Origin of the sequence: Pseudomonas sp. HMSC076A11 (assembly GCF_001810205.1) — a bacterium.
Taxonomy (GTDB): domain Bacteria; phylum Pseudomonadota; class Gammaproteobacteria; order Pseudomonadales; family Pseudomonadaceae; genus Pseudomonas; species Pseudomonas aeruginosa.
In genome coordinates this window covers 118687-134276 of record NZ_KV800311.1, presented here as the reverse complement: position 1 = coordinate 134276, position 15590 = coordinate 118687, and the positions used below count along the sequence as shown (strand labels likewise).

Annotated in this window: 15 protein-coding genes and 2 tRNA genes; 5 read left to right on the top strand and 12 right to left on the bottom strand. The window is 62.3% G+C overall.

All coding sequences use genetic code 11. The features are described 5' to 3' along the window. Positions 1–44 precede the first annotated feature (44 nt). From HMPREF2716_RS17215 to HMPREF2716_RS17195, 5 genes are all read right to left on the bottom strand, one after another. On the bottom strand, positions 45–452 hold the full coding sequence (locus tag HMPREF2716_RS17215; protein ID WP_003102495.1) for a hypothetical protein: 408 nt from the start codon (positions 450–452) through the stop codon (positions 45–47). 118 nt (positions 453–570) lie between these two features. Then, positions 571–912 (bottom strand): hypothetical protein, encoded by a 342-nt coding sequence (locus tag HMPREF2716_RS17210; RefSeq protein ID WP_023517715.1) that lies wholly within the window; start codon positions 910–912, stop codon positions 571–573. Positions 913–1184: 272 nt separating this feature from the next. Next, positions 1185–1553, bottom strand: a complete 369-nt coding sequence (gene lecA / locus HMPREF2716_RS17205) for a PA-I galactophilic lectin (RefSeq protein WP_003102492.1) — start codon at positions 1551–1553, stop codon at positions 1185–1187. A gap of 415 nt (positions 1554–1968) precedes the next feature. Then, positions 1969–2055, bottom strand: a tRNA-Leu gene (locus HMPREF2716_RS17200). A 113-nt stretch (positions 2056–2168) separates the two neighbouring features. Further along, positions 2169–3581, bottom strand: coding sequence for an ATP-binding protein (locus HMPREF2716_RS17195; protein ID WP_070621968.1), 1413 nt, complete (start codon positions 3579–3581; stop codon positions 2169–2171). 77 nt (positions 3582–3658) lie between these two features. On the opposite strand from HMPREF2716_RS17195, the gene HMPREF2716_RS17190 reads away from it, so the two are divergent. Beyond that, positions 3659–5002 (top strand): response regulator c-di-GMP phosphodiesterase, NosR family, encoded by a 1344-nt coding sequence (locus tag HMPREF2716_RS17190; protein ID WP_003102481.1) that lies wholly within the window; start codon positions 3659–3661, stop codon positions 5000–5002. A gap of 10 nt (positions 5003–5012) precedes the next feature. Here HMPREF2716_RS17190 and HMPREF2716_RS17185 read toward each other — a convergent pair whose 3' ends face one another. Then, positions 5013–6620: a methyl-accepting chemotaxis protein gene (locus HMPREF2716_RS17185; protein WP_003102476.1), complete on the bottom strand. Its 1608-nt coding sequence runs from the start codon at positions 6618–6620 to the stop codon at positions 5013–5015. A 111-nt stretch (positions 6621–6731) separates the two neighbouring features. Continuing rightward, positions 6732–7880: an alkane 1-monooxygenase AlkB1 gene (gene alkB1 / locus HMPREF2716_RS17180; protein WP_003102475.1), complete on the bottom strand. Its 1149-nt coding sequence runs from the start codon at positions 7878–7880 to the stop codon at positions 6732–6734. Positions 7881–8226: 346 nt separating this feature from the next. Between alkB1 and HMPREF2716_RS17175 the strand changes: the two genes are divergently transcribed. Continuing rightward, on the top strand, positions 8227–8829 hold the full coding sequence (locus HMPREF2716_RS17175) for a nitroreductase family protein (RefSeq protein ID WP_003113348.1): 603 nt from the start codon (positions 8227–8229) through the stop codon (positions 8827–8829). A gap of 62 nt (positions 8830–8891) precedes the next feature. On the opposite strand, the gene HMPREF2716_RS17170 is transcribed toward HMPREF2716_RS17175, so the two are convergent. Continuing rightward, positions 8892–9791, bottom strand: a complete 900-nt coding sequence (locus HMPREF2716_RS17170; RefSeq protein ID WP_003116840.1) for a DMT family transporter — start codon at positions 9789–9791, stop codon at positions 8892–8894. A gap of 132 nt (positions 9792–9923) precedes the next feature. On the opposite strand from HMPREF2716_RS17170, the gene HMPREF2716_RS17165 reads away from it, so the two are divergent. Together HMPREF2716_RS17165 and HMPREF2716_RS17160 are read left to right on the top strand one after the other, a co-directional pair. Continuing rightward, complete coding sequence (locus HMPREF2716_RS17165; RefSeq protein ID WP_003102469.1) at positions 9924–10361, top strand: Lrp/AsnC family transcriptional regulator; 438 nt, start codon at positions 9924–9926, stop codon at positions 10359–10361. 14 nt (positions 10362–10375) lie between these two features. After that, positions 10376–10936, top strand: coding sequence for a GNAT family N-acetyltransferase (locus HMPREF2716_RS17160; protein WP_003120045.1), 561 nt, complete (start codon positions 10376–10378; stop codon positions 10934–10936). A 31-nt stretch (positions 10937–10967) separates the two neighbouring features. Here HMPREF2716_RS17160 and kynA read toward each other — a convergent pair whose 3' ends face one another. Beyond that, on the bottom strand, positions 10968–11834 hold the full coding sequence (gene kynA, locus HMPREF2716_RS17155; RefSeq protein WP_070621967.1) for a tryptophan 2,3-dioxygenase: 867 nt from the start codon (positions 11832–11834) through the stop codon (positions 10968–10970). Positions 11835–12158: 324 nt separating this feature from the next. Further along, a complete protein-coding gene (locus HMPREF2716_RS17150; protein WP_012614078.1) occupies positions 12159–12749 on the bottom strand; it encodes an NADPH:quinone oxidoreductase MdaB in 591 nt (196 codons plus the stop codon). Positions 12750–13172: 423 nt separating this feature from the next. Here HMPREF2716_RS17150 and HMPREF2716_RS17145 point away from each other — a divergent pair, with 423 nt between their 5' ends. Next, entirely contained in the window at positions 13173–14213 is a 1041-nt protein-coding gene (locus HMPREF2716_RS17145) for a hypothetical protein (protein WP_003102461.1), read from the top strand. 391 nt (positions 14214–14604) lie between these two features. Here HMPREF2716_RS17145 and HMPREF2716_RS17140 read toward each other — a convergent pair. Together HMPREF2716_RS17140 and HMPREF2716_RS17135 are read right to left on the bottom strand one after the other, a co-directional pair. Next, positions 14605–14678: transfer RNA gene (locus HMPREF2716_RS17140), tRNA-Cys, on the bottom strand. 289 nt (positions 14679–14967) lie between these two features. Beyond that, positions 14968–15501 (bottom strand): ProQ/FINO family protein, encoded by a 534-nt coding sequence (locus tag HMPREF2716_RS17135; RefSeq protein ID WP_003099002.1) that lies wholly within the window; start codon positions 15499–15501, stop codon positions 14968–14970. Positions 15502–15590: the final 89 nt, after the last annotated feature.

The window sequence follows — 15590 nt, the reverse complement described above, 5'->3', positions numbered from 1 at the left end:
TGGAGTGGGCCCTACCAGCATGCTCGCCAGCCTCGGCGCGTCGCTCAGGGACTGGCGAGCAAGGCCCAGACCAGATAGATCGAGTAAAGGGTCAGGAGTATCAGTGCCAACAGCACCGCCCTGCTGGCATGGCGCGCAGCCACCCAGCGGGAATTGCGCCCGCAGCGCCAGACCACGACGAGGCTGAGGCACAGGTAGGCCAGCCTAACCAGCTCGACACCGACCATTCCCCACAAGGTCAGGGCCACCGCATGTTCGCCGGGAGCTTCCTGCATCAGCGGATCGACAATGGCCACCATCGCCTGCCTGGCGGCGACGCTGAGCAATAAGAAACCCGCAGCGAAGAACAGCCAGAATGCCTTCCACAGCGGCTGCCCGCCGGAAAGGAAACCTCTCGCAGTCAGCTTCTCCTCGGCCAGGTCCGCCTCTGGGGTCTTGTATGGGTGCTCCATGCCCTGGGTCCTCCCTGCAAACGGGCACCCTAGCACATCCCGCGCCGCTCGCCTTCTTCAGCGGGCGGCAGACCGTCCGTTGCACCTCGCGATGTTTCCAGCGCTCGGCCGAGCGTCTCTAGAGCGGGCAGGAGACCTGCGTGCCTTCCACCTTGCGGATGTGATCGCGATAGGAGCCGGAAACCAGGATCGATTGCGTGCCGCCCTTCTCGCTGAGAATGCCATCGCAACTGTAATCGCAGCCAGCCTCGATGCTGAGGCACACGTCCTGTCCCTCGAAACGGTACAGGTTGGCAGGCCACCCCGTGCAATCGTACAGGCCTGCGCCAGGGCATTCGACGGCCTCGAGTCTTCCGGCAACGACGATGGTCGAACCTGCCATGTCCTTGAGTTCCTCCGCGGCGCCAGCGGCAATGGAGAAGAGAGCGGGAAATACAACCAGGGAAAGTCGGCAGGGCATCGGCTTCGGTACTGTCTACTATGTGGACGGAATTCTGAATCGGGTCAGGAATCGATATTCCCGTTCAGACCGAAGCGTGTTGAAGCAGTTCCCCGCCCCCCCTCGCTCGGTTTCCCACGACCGCGGCAGCCCCAGGAGTTCGATACCCTTGTCATTGGTAGTCGCAACTGCGAAGCGCTGCCTGTCCGTTCATAACGGCCACACGGGCAACTTCACTTTATTTGTATTTAAAAAAAGAGCCCATTCGGGCCCTTTTTTTCCGAGACAAGTTATCAGGACTGATCCTTTCCAATATTGACACTGAACGAGCCGGAGTTATTGCCATAGGTTCCGGGCACGTCGTTGTAGATAAGAGTGATTGCACCCTGGACATTATTGGGTGCAACCCAACGGAACAACCCGGTATTGACCGGAATGGTTCCGCTGTTGCCAATCTTCATGACCAGCGCACCACAAAACGCATCGTGGCAGATCAGCCCTTGGTCCGGATGCTCCCGATCGCCCTGCGGCCCCCATTTCTGGGTAGGTCCGTAACTGGCCCAACCGGCGGCGACGATGGTAATGACATCACCCGGATTGTAGATAATCGACGTTACCTGCCCTGCTTCGTTATTAGCCAGAACCTCACCTTTCCAAGCCATGATTGATCTCCGATATATGAATTCCTGTTCATAAACGAAAGAGGCGAAAAACCCTGATTCGCGATCCTTCCCTGTCAGCAAAGCACAGCAACGAGGAAGTACCGCCTACCAATTCATGCAGGAGAAAAGAGGATAATTCCGCCAGTGAATTGAATATATTCGGAAAGGAAATTAAAAAGCAGGAGCAGAAGATAACGACAAAAAATCAAACTTCCAAAGACAACTACTTCAAGCTGCACAAACACTCCCGCACACCAGCCAGGGCGAACCCTATACGGAGCCGTACTAGAATGAAACGCCTCCAAGGCCGAGGAGGGAAAGAAGGCAACGTCGACTCGTTGATTGCCGCGCGATGGCGGGCCGGAAGAAAATCGGGGAAGGAACGCAGAAGTCGGCTGAACGCCAGGAAACACAATGGTGCCCGGAGCCGGGGTCGAACCGGCACGGGGTTACCCCCGAGGGATTTTAAGTCCCTTGCGTCTACCGATTTCGCCATCCGGGCAGGATCTCGCTTCAAGTGAGCCGGCAACGGGAACCAAACCGGCATCCCAACCCGAGACCCACCCCAAACGGTAGATAAATCATTGTCTTACGTTACCCTAGCCGGCGCAACAGTTAATTTCCGTGGGCTCCGCCCAGGTTGCCGGGCGATTCCAGGGGAAGCACGATCCGGAAAGCGCTGCCGACTCCCGGCTGGCTACGTACCTCGATGGTGCCGCCGTGTTTCTGGACGATGCCGTAGGAGAGCGACAACCCCAGGCCGGTCCCCTTGCCTACCGGCTTGGTGGTGAAGAACGGATCGAAGATGCGCGGCAGGATCTCGGGGGAGATACCCTGCCCCGAGTCTTCCACCTCGATCCAGGCATGCTCCACGGTATGCCCCGTGCGAATCACGATGCGACCCCGCTCCGGCCCCATCGCCTGGGCCGCGTTCATCACCAGGTTCATCACCACCTGGTTGATCTGCGACGGCAGGCACTTCACCTCGGGCAGATCGCCGTATTCGCGGACCACGTCGGCCCGGTACTTCAGTTCGCTGGCGACGATATTGAGGGTCGACTCGATCCCCTGGTGCAGATCGGTCCACTGCCAGTCGTCCTCGGCGTCGACGCGGGAGAAGTTCTTCAGGTCCTGGACGATCTTGCGCACCCGCCCTATACCTTCCCTGGATTCGCGCAGCAACACGGCGACATCCTCCTTGACGAAGGCCAGTTCGACCCGCTCGCCGAGCTGCTCCAGGCGTCTTGCCAGCGCCTCGTCGCGGATCGCGGGGCGAGCCTCTTCATAGGCTTCAAGTACCTCCAGCAAACGCCTGACGTGCTCCTCCAGGGTGGTGTAGTTGGAGGAAACGTAGCTGATGGGGTTATTGATCTCATGGGCGACGCCGGCGGCCAGGTGGCCGATCGAGGCAAGCTTCTCCGTCTGCACCAGTTGGCTTTCCAGTTCCTTGCGCTCGCCGATCTCTTTCTCCAGCGCCTCCTTGGCCTGGCCGACTTCCCGGGTGATCTCCTGGATGGCAGCCTCCATCCGGCTCATCTGCAACTGGAGGTGAGCCGTCACGTTCCACTTGGCGCTGAGATTGCCGGCCATCTGGCGGACCTCCTGTCCCTGCAAAGGCAGGCCGAGGAGCAGCAGGCGCTCTTCCGCAGCCCACGGCGCCAATAGCGGAAAATCGGCGGGAGGCGCATGCACCACGACCTGCAAGCGGGAGTCGAGACGCCAGAACCGCTCGAGAACGGGAATATCCGCGCCTACCGACGGCATCCCGAGAAACACCACGGCATACGGCGCATCGGCCTGGAGGGCCGAGCGTATCCGCCCCAATGCCTCCTCGGCGCTTCCCGCCGTATCCACCTGGTAGCCCCGCTCAGGCGCCACGGGAGGCGATTCGGCCCCTAGGGTTCCCTGCAACACCCCGCATACACGGTCTCGATCCGCCTGCCGCTCATCGATCACCAGCAAGCGCCGGTTCCTGATGGGTAACGTCTCCATGATCCGCACCTCCGCTCGCCCAGCCGCCGCGTGCATGCGCCCTCGTCCAGGCCAGACTCGGACTATGCTTGCCTGAAGTATTCAGGCAAAACTCACCCGGTGGACAGACACTCATGAACGATAGCGCACCTCCTTCCAACGAGACGGAGATCCGCTTCAGCGTGCTGCTGGTCGACGACGAGCCGCTGATCCTCAGCAGCCTGCGCCGGCTGCTACGCAACCAGCCCTACGACCTGTTGCTGGCGGAGAGCGGCGAACAGGCCCTGCAACTGCTGGAAAGCCGGCCCGTGGACCTGGTGGTGTCCGACGCCCGCATGCCGAACATGGACGGCGCTGCCCTGCTCGCGGAAATCCATCGCCGCTCCCCGGAAACCATTCGCATCCTGCTCACCGGCCATGCCGACCTGCCAACCATCGCCAAGGCCATCAATGAAGGGCGCATCCACCATTACCTGAGCAAGCCGTGGAACGACGACGAGTTGCTGCTGACCCTGCGCCAGTCGCTCGAATACCTGCATTCCGAGCGCGAGCGGCGGCGCCTGGAGCGACTTACCCAGGAGCAGAACGACCGCCTCCAGCAACTCAACGCCACGCTGGAAAAGCGCGTTCAGGCGCGCACCGCCGAACTGCAGCAGACCGCCGACATGCTCGACCTCGCCTATGAGGAGCTAAAGCGCAGCTACGTGGTCGGCACCGAAGTCTTCTCGCTGCTGGTCAACCAGCGCCTGCCCAAGGACAAGCAGACCAACCAGCAAATCATCGAACTGGTCCGCGCCTGCTGTGCCAGCGGCCTCGTCGACGAATCGGATGGTCGCGACCTGGCGATGGCCGCGGCGCTCTACAACATCGGCAAGCTGAGCTGGAACGACACCCTGCTCAGCTCGCCCTCGGACCTGCTCTATCACCACGACCGCGATCGTTTCCGCGGCTACCCGGAACTCAGCGAGTCGCTGCTGATGTCGCTGGAACCGATGCAGGACGCCGCCCGCCTGATTCGCCATCACCAGGAGCACTGGGACGGCAGCGGCTATCCGGACCACCTCAAGGGCGAGGCCATTCCCCTGGGCTCGCGCCTCTTGAAGCTGGCGGTGGATTTCGTCGAGCTGCAGCGCGGACTGATCCTCGAACGGCGCATGAATCGCGACGAAGCACTGATGTACATCCGCAAATACGCCGGCCGGCTGTACGACCCCGAGCTGATCGAACCGTTCATCCAGGTCTGCGCGACGACCCTTGCCGATGTCACCCTGGCCGATCCGCAAGTCCGTGCCCATGGCACCCGCGACCTGGTTCCGGGCATGGTGCTGGCGCGCAACCTCACCGCCAACAACGGCATGCTGCTGCTCAACGCGGGCAAGGTCCTGAACCTGGCGCTGATCGAGAAGCTGATCGCCTTCGAAGCGATCGAAGGCGCACGCTACACGCTGTTCGTGCGCCTCCCGGAGTCGACGACCTAGGCGGCTCCCGTCAGATCTTGAAGCGCTCCACCGACGAGCGCATGGTCGCTGCAACCTCGTTCAGGCGCCTGGCGGTGGCGGCCATCTCGTGCATCGCCTGGGTGTTCTGCTGCGAACGCTGGGCGATGAGTTCCACGCGCTGGGCGATTTCATCACTGGCGCGCGACTGCTCGCGGATGGTCTGGGAAATCTCATCGACCACCGACGCGGCATGACGGGTTCCATCGAGGATCTCGTTGATCGACACCCCTGCCTGGCGGGCGAACGACACCCCCTCGTTGACCCGGCTCACGCCGGCCTCCATGCTGTTGATCGCTTGCCCCGTGCTGGCGCGGATGCGCTCGATCATCGCGGTGATCTCCTGGGTCGACTGGGTGGTCCGCGCCGCCAGCCCGCGTACCTCGTCGGCGACCACGGCGAAACCGCGCCCGGCCTCTCCGGCCCGCGCCGCCTCGATGGCGGCGTTCAACGCCAGCAGGTTGGTCTGCTCGGCGATCCCCTTGATCACCTGGATAATCGAATGGATCTCGTCCGACGACTGGCCGAGAGCGGTGATGCTGGTGGAGGACTGGTTGACCACGTCGGCGATGCGGCTCATCCCTTCCACCACGTTGAGGATCACCTGCCCGCCACTGCTGGCCAGCTCCTCGGACTTGGCCGAGATCACCCTGGCGTTGTCGGCGTGGTCGGAAATCTGCGAGATATTGGTGATCATCTCTTCCATGCTCGCGGCCATGCTGGTGGCGCTGTCGGCCTGTTGGCTGGCACCGTCGACGATCGACTGCGAGGTCTGGCCGATGGATTGGGAGGTGTCATGGAGTTCTTCGCTTTCCTGGCGGATGATGGTGATCATCTGCCGCAGGTTCTCCTGCATCTCGCCCAAGGCCCGCTGCAACTGTCCGGCCTCATCGTCGCTGTCGACACCGATCGGCTCCTGCAGGTTGCCCTGGGCGATCACCCGGGCCGATGAAACCAGTTTGCGTAGCGGCTGCAGGACGGCGCGCAGCAACTGGCGACAGAGCTGTCCAAGGACCAGGCAGGCGACCAGGATGCCGCCCGCGAGCATCCAGGCGGAATAGCGCATGCTGTCTTCGCGCGCCCGGTTGGTCTGCTCGACGTGTTTCTCGATCAGGCTGCTGAGCGCTTCGTTGCGCCCTTCCAGCTCCTTGAAGGCCTGGACGAACTGCGGCAGCTCGGCCCGTGCCGCCACGGGATCGAGCAACGCCTTGCCGACGATGCTCTCGGCGGCGCCGATGTAGGCTTCCAGGTCGGGCCGCAACTCGACCAGCGCCTGGTGGATGGCGTCGTTGAGAGGCAGCCCCTGGTTCTGCTCGACCACCTTGCGAAACCACTGGCTGTGCTCCTGCAGGTCCTGGCGGACCTGCTCGGCCGCCGCGCCGTCGCCGGGCTGGACCACGAACGCCGCGAGGACGTCGGCGCGCAAGGCGTCGTGCATCATGTCGCCTTCCATGTGGTTGCGCAGCGCATTGACGCTCAGCTCGTTCTCCGACAGCGCCTTGCCCAACCGCAATTGCCCCCAGAAGCCGACCCCGCCTAGCAGCACCACAGCCACGATGCCGATGGCGCCCGAAGCGAGGATTCTCTGCCGAATGTTCATCCCTGGGCTCCTTTCCGTGCCGAGATATCGCTAAGGATAGTCAACCCCAGGCAAGGCGGGATTGCCCGAACGAAGAGCTATTCGGGCACGGAGCGGGGACGCCGGCCATTCTCAGGAAGCTGCCGGCCGCTCGCTCTGTTCGGCCGTCAACTGGAACTCTTCGCCCGCATAGTAGGCCCGCACCTTGGGGTCCATGACCGCCCGCCACAGCGGCGGGATCAGCGCCAGCACCACCATCCCGGCATAACCGCTGGGCATCTGCGGGCTATCGTCATAATGACGGAGGACCTGATAGGGGCGTTTGGCGAAGGCATGATGGTCGGAATGCCGTTGCAGATGGAACAGGACCAGGTTGGTGAAGACGAAGTTGCTGTTCCAGGAGTGGGTATGGTTGGTCCGCTCGTAGCGCCCGTCCTCGCCCTTTCGCCGATGCAGGCCGTAGTGCTCGACGTAGTTGATGATCTCCAGCAGGGTCACCGCGACGAACGCTTGGCCAAGGAAGAAAACCATCCCCAGCCAGCCGAACGCCCAACCGAAACCGACCAGCAACGCCAGGCTCAGCAGGTACCACCAGATCAGTTCGTTCTGCCAGCCGAACACCGGCAGGCCCTTCTTGCGCAGCCGCACCGCTTCAAGGCGCCAGGCGTTGAGGAAGTTGTACTTGTAGGCATGCGGCAGGAACTGGTAGACCGACTGGCCGAAACGCGCCGACGAAGCGTCCTCCGGCGTAGACACATGCACATGGTGGCCGCGCACATGCTCGACCTTGAACCCCGCGTAGCACACGGCGGCCAGCAGGATGCCGCCGGCAGCCTGCTCCAGCGCCGAGTCCTTGTGGATCAGCTCATGGGCGACGACGATCCCCACCGCTCCCATCACCGTGCCCATCGAGAGGATCCAGCCCAACCGGCCGAGCCAGCCCCACTCCTGGAAAGCGACGAACACGCCAGCGGCCCACACCAGCGTACCGATGAGCACCGGCACCGTGGCCAGGGTCAGCAATACGTAATAGCCCTGGCCGAGCAACTGCGGCGTCTGGGTTTCCTCGTCGGGGTTGGCCGGGTCGCGGCCGAACAGCATGTCCAGCAGCGGCCCGATGCCGAATACCGCAATCACCAGGGAAAATGCCCAGAAGGCCGGATGCGCGCTGTCCTGGGCCATCCAGTAGTTGAACGGCATGGACAACGCCAGCAGCAGCCAGAGCCAATAGGCGTACTTCTTGATGGCCAGCATGGTGCTGGGAGAGAAATTTTCAAACATCGTGCGCTCCAGTTTTTGTCCGACAATCCTACAATCGAACCATCACCGAGCCGGGCTGCCAGGTCACCATCACTAAAGGTTGGCCGCCTCCCCGGCCTTCACCCTCCTTGACCTGAATCAAAGGCCAAGTCCTCGCGGTTTTATGCCCATCGACTTTCTCGATATTCCATTTTCATCCTTACTTGCCGTCTCTCGCTGCTGGCCGCGCTGGACCGTGGATACCCGGCTTTCCTGGGTAAGCCGGGTATCCATCGCATCAGCCGATAGGAATCACCGGTTATTTCCCATTGATCTCATCGAGGCCGTCGTTAATATCGAATCCAATTTCCAAACAAGGAGCCTCACGATGTCTGACGCATTCCTCTCCTCCATCAAGAACCGCCGCACCATCTACGCCCTGGACAAGCAACTGCCCGTCTCCCAGGAGAAAATCGTCGAACTGGTCAAGGAGGCCGTCTCGCACAGCCCTTCCGCGTTCAACTCGCAGAGCTCGCGGGTGGTCGTCCTGTTCGGCGCCGAGCACGAGCAGTTCTGGAACATCGCCAAGGACGAGTTGAAGAAGATCGTTCCCGCCGACGCTTTCGCCGCCACCGAAACCAAGCTCAATTCCTTCGCCGCCGGTGCCGGCACCGTACTGTTCTTCGAAGACCAGACGGTAGTGCGCCAGCTTCAGGAGCAGTTCGCCCTCTACGCCGACAACTTCCCGGTGTGGTCGGAGCAGGCCAGCGGCATGGCCCAGTTCGCGGTCTGGACCGCCCTCGCCGAGCACAAAGTCGGCGCCAGCCTGCAGCACTACAACCCGCTGGTAGATGCGCAGACCCACAAGACCTGGAACCTGCCGGAAAGCTGGAAGCTGCGCGCACAGATGCCTTTCGGCGCCATCGCCGCTCCGGCGGGCGAGAAAGCCTTCATCGCCGAAAGCGAACGCTTCAAGGTCTTCGGCAACTGATCGGCCGAGATCGCCGTAGAAAAGCCCCGCCTCGTCGCGGGGCTTTTTCTTTCCCCCGCGCCTCAGCCGCGACGCACCGCCGGCCTCGGCAGGCGCACGCTCCAACCCTGCTGCATGCCCGCCGCGGCGAGCAGGATGGCAGCCACGCCAAGCCACTGGGCCAGGCTCAGGCGATGTTCGAAGACCAGCCAGTCCACCAGGATCGCCGCGACCGGATAGATGAAGGACAAGGCACCGGTCAGCGCCGTCGGCAATTTCTGAATGGCGCCGTAGAGCAGTACGTACATCAGCCCGGTATGGACGATTCCCAGGGTCGCCAGGCTGGCCCAGGGAGCAACGTGCCGGGGCAGTTCGGCAAGGTTCGCCAGCGGTGCGAGCATCAGCACGCCGGTGCCCACCTGGATCAAGGCGATAAGATGCGGCGGCGTGCCTTGCAGGCGCTTCACGATCAGCGCGGCAAAGGCATACAGCAGCGCGGCAGCGAGCGCCAGGAGGATACCGAACAGGTAGTCCCCGCGCGGGGCGTCGCTGTCGCCGTGGGCGCTGACGATCGCCAGCATGCCGGCGAACGAAAGCCCCAGCCAGCCCAGCTTGCGCGCAGTGACCTTCTCGCCGAGAAACACCGCGCCTAGCCCCACCAGCATGAACGGCTGGACGTTGTAGACCGCGGTACCGATGGCGATCGAAGCCCGTGAGTAGGATGCGAATAGCAATACCCAGTTGCCGACGATGAACACCCCGCTGAGGAGCGCCAGCAGGAACGCCTCGCGCCCCAGGCTGCCGCGGCGCAGGAAACCCAGCGCGGCACAGGCGACCAGCAGCGTGGCGAAACCGAATACGCAGCGCCAGAACACCACGTCCAGCACGGGCTGCCCGGAGAGCAGCACCAGCCAGCCAATGGTGCCGCAGATCAGCATGGCCGAAGTCATTTCCAGCGTACCGCGACGGATCGGATCGTTCATGGGCGCTCTCCCGCAAGACAGGCCTATGATTATCCAAAGTCGTCTTCCAGCCCTCCATCGCATTACTCAGGCAAAAACCCGTGACGACCTTTTTTATCAGGGCTATTTTGAAAAAAAACTTTCGAGGCCGACATGACCGACGACATCGACCAACGCCTGATCAACGCCCTCATGGCTGACTCGCGACTGTCCCTCAAGGCTCTCGCCCAGGTCAGCGGGCTATCGGCCCCGAGCGTCGCCGAACGCCTGCGCAAGCTGGAAGAACGCGGCGTGATCCGCGGCTACACCCTGGATGTCGACCCCCGCTGTTTCGGCTACCAATTCCAGGCGATCGTGCGCATCCGCCCCCTGCCCGGCAGGCTGCACGAGGTCGAGCGACAGATCCAGGACATCGCCGAGTTCACCGAGTGCGACAAGGTCACCGGTGACGACTGCTTCATCGCCCGCCTCCAGGTTCGTTCGATGGAACAGCTCGACACGCTGCTGGACAGGATCAACGGCTACGCGGAAACCAACACCGCCATCGTCAAGAAGTCCCCGGTTAAACGCCGGCTCCCCCCGATGACCTGAGCGAGGCACTCCGCATGCCCACACCCGGCACGGGTTCCGTCCCGGAATTGCAACTCGTCCCGTTCCAGCTGGAACACTTCCCAATCCTGCAACGCTGGTTCGCCACGGAAAAGGAGCTGGTGCAATGGGCCGGCCCCGCCCTGCGGCATCCGCTGAGCCTCGAGCAGATGCATGAAGACCTCGCGGAAAGCCGCCGGCGACCGCCGCTGCGCCTGCTCTGGAGCGCTTGCCGGGATGACCAGGTCATCGGCCATTGCCAGTTGCTGTTCGACCGCCGCAACGGCGTCGTCCGCCTGGCTCGCATAGTCCTGGCGCCAAGCGCGCGCGGCCAGGGCCTGGGGCTGCCGATGCTGGAGGCGCTGCTCGCCGAGGCCTTCGCCGACGCCGACATCGAGCGCGTTGAATTGAACGTGTACGACTGGAACGCTGCCGCCCGTCATCTCTATCGACGCGCGGGGTTCCGCGAAGAAGGCTTGCGCCGCTCCGCCACCCGGGTCGGCCGGGAACGCTGGAATGTCGTTCTCATGGGGCTTTTGCGGCAAGAGTGGGCGGCGGGAGGCGCCGGCAACGACTGAGGCGCAGGCGGATGCTGCACCTCATCCGGTACTACAGGTTGGAACGGAGCCGCCACAGTTCGGGGAAGAGGATGGTATCGAGCATGCTGCGCAGATACCCCACTCCCTCGGTTCCGCCCGTGCCGGGTTTGAAACCGATGATGCGCTCCACCGTGGTCACGTGACGGAAGCGCCACTGGCGGAACGAGTCCTCCAGGTCGATCAGTTTCTCCGCCAGCTGATACAGGTCCCAGTAGCGTTCCGGCGCCTGGTAGACCTGTCGCCACGCCGCCTCCACCGAGGCCTCGTAACAGGTGCCGGCCGCCGCGTCCCGGGCGAGCCGCTCCTGGCTTACCGGCAACCCCTGGGCGGCCATCAGGCGGATCGCTTCGTCGTATAGCGACGGCGTATGCAGGGCCTGCTCCAGGGCCGCCAGCAGCTCGGCACGGTGAGCATGGGGCTTGAGCAGGGGGGCGTTCTTGTTGCCGAGGATGAATTCGATCTCGCGGTACTGGTAGGACTGGAAACCGGAAGACTGGCCCAGGTACGGGCGGATGGTGTTGTACTCGGTCGGCGTCATGGTCGCCAGCACCGCCCAGGCGTGTACCAGCTGGTCGAAGATCCGCGAGACCCTGGCGAGCATTTTCAGCGCCGGACCGAGCTTGCCTGACTTGACGTGCTCCCGGGCGGCCCGCAGTTCGTGGAGCATCAGCTTCATCCATAGCTCCGAGGTCTGGTGCTGGATGATGAACAGCATTTCGTTGTGGTCGGGCGAAAGCGGGAACTGGGCGTCCAGGACCTTCTCCAGCTTCAGGTAATCGCCGTAGCTCATCGCATGGGTGAAGTCCAGGGCGGCGTTATGCCACTCAGCCTCTCCGTCCGTTTCTCCCTGGGTCTGGGAGTGAGGGCAAGGACACATGTGAATCTCCTGAATTCGGCGGCAGGCGTCGGAAGTCGATGAGCGACCTGCCGGCAACGTTGTCGGGGGTGGCTTCGACACGGTCGAAGCGCGCTCATTTTACGATGCGCCCATTCGAATATTCGTGCAAAGCATCCTTTCCTGCCCGTCCCCGATGAAATCTAATTCGACGGATTGATGGAAAAATCGAATTTCGGATCACTCGCGGGTCGTGGCCGAGAAAAGCCCGGATAGCGGATCCGTGACCATTAGGCCTCGTCCCGAGAGCCTGGATTTCGACCCGCCACTCCATCCAGCGAAGCGACACGAGGCTCGCCGTCGAACTCAGCCGGCGCGCCCGAACACCCTGTCCAGGTGCGCCTGGTAGGCAGCGACGGTAGCCGGGACGTCCGGGCGCTTCATCACATCCACCGCGAGGAACGTCGGCAGGCCGGACATGCCGAGGAACTGGTTGGCCTTGTGGAAGGGGAAATACACCGCATCCACGCCTTTCCCTTCGAAGAAGTCGCTCGGATCGTCGAACGCCTGCCGTGGTGCATTCCAGGTCGCCGAGATCATGTAGCGCTTGCCCTGCACCAGACCGCCGCTGCCATATTTCTGCGTGCTGTCGGAGCGGGTACGACCGTCGTTGGCATAGAGGCTGCCGTGTCCGGCCGTGAAGACTTCGTCGATGTAGCGCTTCACTGTCCATGGCGCGCCCATCCACCAGCCGGGCATCTGGTAGATCACCACGTCGGCCCAGAGGAACTTGTCCACCTCCGTCGGGATGTCATAGCCACCGTCGATGAGGGTCTGGCGCAGGTCGAAGCCACGGCGGTCCAGATGGGCCAGGGCGGTTTCGTGCAGGGTCTGGTTGAGGCGACCGTCGGAATGGGCGAAACGCTTTCCGCCGTTGAGCAGGAGAATGTTTTTCATGGTGTTCCGTACATGCTGGAACCGCAGCGGAGATGCCTGCCGATCCCGGGTTGAAGAGAGCGGCAGGTTAGATAGGCGCAGGGAACGGAAAAAGTCGTACGGCGGTAAAACAGATTTGATCCGCACTCACGAATCGCCAGAAGAGCTGGGATGCGCGTCTTCATTGCGCCCCCACGCAGCCAGCCCTCGATGACCGGCACGAACTCTACCCGCAGCGAGCCATCACCAACGCAGTACGCACTGGCTCGCCAGCATTCGAACGCATGTGAGTACCCAGGATTGCAGCAACAGGCTGTGACGCGCTCGACTCAAACGCTCCTTCCTACGCGCGGGACGAACGCTCCTTGGGAATCCGCAAGGAGTAGATTAGGATTCTTCCCGCACTCGCCTTAAGTCATTGGCCCGTATAGATAAGGATATCTCATGAAAACCATCGCTCGGCGTCTGAGCCCCTTCGCGATCCTGCTCCCGGCAAGCCTGTTGTCAGCCTGCGCCTCCCTAGGCAACGCCGGACTCGGCGGTTCCCAGCAGAACCCCACCAACCAGCTCCTGAACATGATCGATGAGGCTACCCGCGAAGGTATGTCCGTGGTGCTGGTACCGGCACTCATGCCCAACAAGAGCGTGACGGACCTCTCCAGCTACTCGCATCGGGTCATATTCAAGAACAAGGACGTGCCCGGGATCGCCTACATGCAGGCCTTTGCCAACAACGACCTGGAGAAGATCAAGGAAGCCGTCTATCTGTGGGACTTCCTCGAGGTCAACATCGTCCCGCCGGGAACCTACCTGCTGTCCGGAGGGATCGACTACAAGATCGACAGCACCCTTGCCCAGATCAAGGCGCCAAAGGGGCAGCCGGCTGCCAGCCCACTTGGTTCGGTGAACCTGTCCGCCGTGCTGTATCGCCGGTTCGTGAAGGAGAACTACTGGCGCGACGCCTCCTATGCAGACAAAACCTACACACAGAATGTCTGCAGCGCCGTGCACATGGCCTCCGGCCAATGCGTGGGCTGGACCGAGCAGCAATACAGCCAGCGGGAAATGGTCTCGGATGCCGGTTGGGCCGAAGGCACGAAGATCGAGGATGTCCCCTCCATCAAGCTGCAAGCGCAGATACCCGACGCCTATGCCCCGCTGTCCTTCACCATTCAGCCTGGGCAGATCCTGCTCAGCGATCGGTTCCACTTGAAGACCCCGGCCGTGAGCTATGACAGGAAGACCTGCAAGGCCGTGGACACGCAAAACATCAAGTGCGCCTTGCAGGATATCCAGGTCTTCATGAGGCCCGCGCCCATGGAGCTGACGAAAAGGTTCATCGATCGCGAGCAGCCAAGGCTGGATGAAACGGGCCGCCAGGTGCTCGCGCGGATCCAGCCGATGAAAACCGAGATACTCGGCGAAGCAGGCATGGAAGACCTGACCTGGGGCCTGCCGGTTTCCTTGAAACGCAAGGCAAGATGAAACGGGCCCTCCGCCAAGCGCCTTCCGCTCGCGGTCGCCACAACGGTTGATCGATAGAGGCCCGGAAGGCAGGCGGCAGGACAGACCGGCTCGGCTGGTCATGTTCGATGACGACCAGCCGATGACCGACCCAGACCGGATCTTGCGTCCAGATAAAAGCCGCGCACGGGGCTGAATTGCAGGCAACGGCCGAAAAAGTGACAGGTGCTGGGGTACTCCTCGGACACTCCGGGAAAGTAGCAATTACGGAGCGGTTATCGGGAAAGGGAGGCGGTTGCGAGACCGTAAAAGTATGAAAGCGTTATGGGGGCACCCCAAGGAACTTGCTTCAGCAATACCGGACAGGAAAGAAAAAAGCCCCGTAACTCACTGAGCTACGGGGCTTTCCTGTTGGAGGCTGAGGTCGGAATCGAACCGGCGTTCACGGATTTGCAATCCGGTGCATAACCACTCTGCTACTCAGCCTTTGAGCGAAGCGACATGCGTTTGGCATATCGCTGAAATCTCTTTCCTGACGCGACTTTGAACTTATAACCCTTTGATTTAAAAAGATTTTTAGCTCACCCATCGCTGGAATGGACGCAATTATGGACGGATTCGCCGAGCTTGGCAAGCGCTCTACGAAAAAAACTTTGCAGATCAGGCTATTGCGTAGCACAAGCCGGGAGAAACGGGCCCAGACGTCCGCGAAATGGGCCCGCAGCGACCGGCAACCGAGAGGCGCGTCAGGATCCGACGCGCCCTGCCCCGGCGATCAGTTCGCCTCGGGGCTCGCTTCGGTTGCGGGCGCTTCAGGCGTCGGCGCCTCCGTGGCGGCCGGCGCTTCGCCACCCGCCTGTGCACGCTTGGCGCGCTTCTCGCGCATCTGCTCGCGCTGCCGGCGAGACGCCTGCCGCCGCGCATACACCGCCTGCTCGGCGGTTACCTTGCCGGCAACCTGGCCTTGCAGATCCAGTCGCGGCGCATCTTCCACCATACAACTCCAGTAGCGGCTGCCCTGGCACCAGGTGGCGATGGCCTGTTTCAGTTGTTCGGCGGTGATTCCCAGTAGTTCGAGGTGCTGCTGCGCATCCTGGAGAATACCCTGCTTGAGCGGAACCTTGGCCGCGGGACTTTTCGGAAACGCCAGCGGAAAATGCCGTTGCAGCCTCCAGATAGCCTCGACTCCCGGCTCGACGGCTTCACGTTTCTTCGCGCGTCCCGCGGAGCTTTTGGTTTGAGCCGGTTTCGCCTGCGCCGCCTGTGCGCGCAGACGGTCTCTCAGCTCGGCAAGTTGTTCAAAACCCATCGTTCGCTTCACTAGTGCTGGTTCATTTCTGCGAGAGATTACCCGATACATCCGCTCGCGGCACGCAAAACGGCAACCAGTCGGGCACT

What these genes read in the sequence shown, in the direction of transcription:
- HMPREF2716_RS17215 (WP_003102495.1), bottom strand. Translation starts at nt 452, where the DNA reads ATGGAGCACCCATACAAGACCCCAGAGGCGGACCTGGCCGAGGAGAAG.
- HMPREF2716_RS17210 (WP_023517715.1), bottom strand. Translation starts at nt 912, where the DNA reads ATGCCCTGCCGACTTTCCCTGGTTGTATTTCCCGCTCTCTTCTCCATT.
- lecA (WP_003102492.1), bottom strand. Translation starts at nt 1,553, where the DNA reads ATGGCTTGGAAAGGTGAGGTTCTGGCTAATAACGAAGCAGGGCAGGTA.
- HMPREF2716_RS17195 (WP_070621968.1), bottom strand. Translation starts at nt 3,581, where the DNA reads ATGCACGCGGCGGCTGGGCGAGCGGAGGTGCGGATCATGGAGACGTTA.
- HMPREF2716_RS17190 (WP_003102481.1), top strand. Translation starts at nt 3,659, where the DNA reads ATGAACGATAGCGCACCTCCTTCCAACGAGACGGAGATCCGCTTCAGC.
- HMPREF2716_RS17185 (WP_003102476.1), bottom strand. Translation starts at nt 6,620, where the DNA reads ATGAACATTCGGCAGAGAATCCTCGCTTCGGGCGCCATCGGCATCGTG.
- alkB1 (WP_003102475.1), bottom strand. Translation starts at nt 7,880, where the DNA reads ATGTTTGAAAATTTCTCTCCCAGCACCATGCTGGCCATCAAGAAGTAC.
- HMPREF2716_RS17175 (WP_003113348.1), top strand. Translation starts at nt 8,227, where the DNA reads ATGTCTGACGCATTCCTCTCCTCCATCAAGAACCGCCGCACCATCTAC.
- HMPREF2716_RS17170 (WP_003116840.1), bottom strand. Translation starts at nt 9,791, where the DNA reads ATGAACGATCCGATCCGTCGCGGTACGCTGGAAATGACTTCGGCCATG.
- HMPREF2716_RS17165 (WP_003102469.1), top strand. Translation starts at nt 9,924, where the DNA reads ATGACCGACGACATCGACCAACGCCTGATCAACGCCCTCATGGCTGAC.
- HMPREF2716_RS17160 (WP_003120045.1), top strand. Translation starts at nt 10,376, where the DNA reads ATGCCCACACCCGGCACGGGTTCCGTCCCGGAATTGCAACTCGTCCCG.
- kynA (WP_070621967.1), bottom strand. Translation starts at nt 11,834, where the DNA reads ATGTGTCCTTGCCCTCACTCCCAGACCCAGGGAGAAACGGACGGAGAG.
- HMPREF2716_RS17150 (WP_012614078.1), bottom strand. Translation starts at nt 12,749, where the DNA reads ATGAAAAACATTCTCCTGCTCAACGGCGGAAAGCGTTTCGCCCATTCC.
- HMPREF2716_RS17145 (WP_003102461.1), top strand. Translation starts at nt 13,173, where the DNA reads ATGAAAACCATCGCTCGGCGTCTGAGCCCCTTCGCGATCCTGCTCCCG.
- HMPREF2716_RS17135 (WP_003099002.1), bottom strand. Translation starts at nt 15,501, where the DNA reads ATGGGTTTTGAACAACTTGCCGAGCTGAGAGACCGTCTGCGCGCACAG.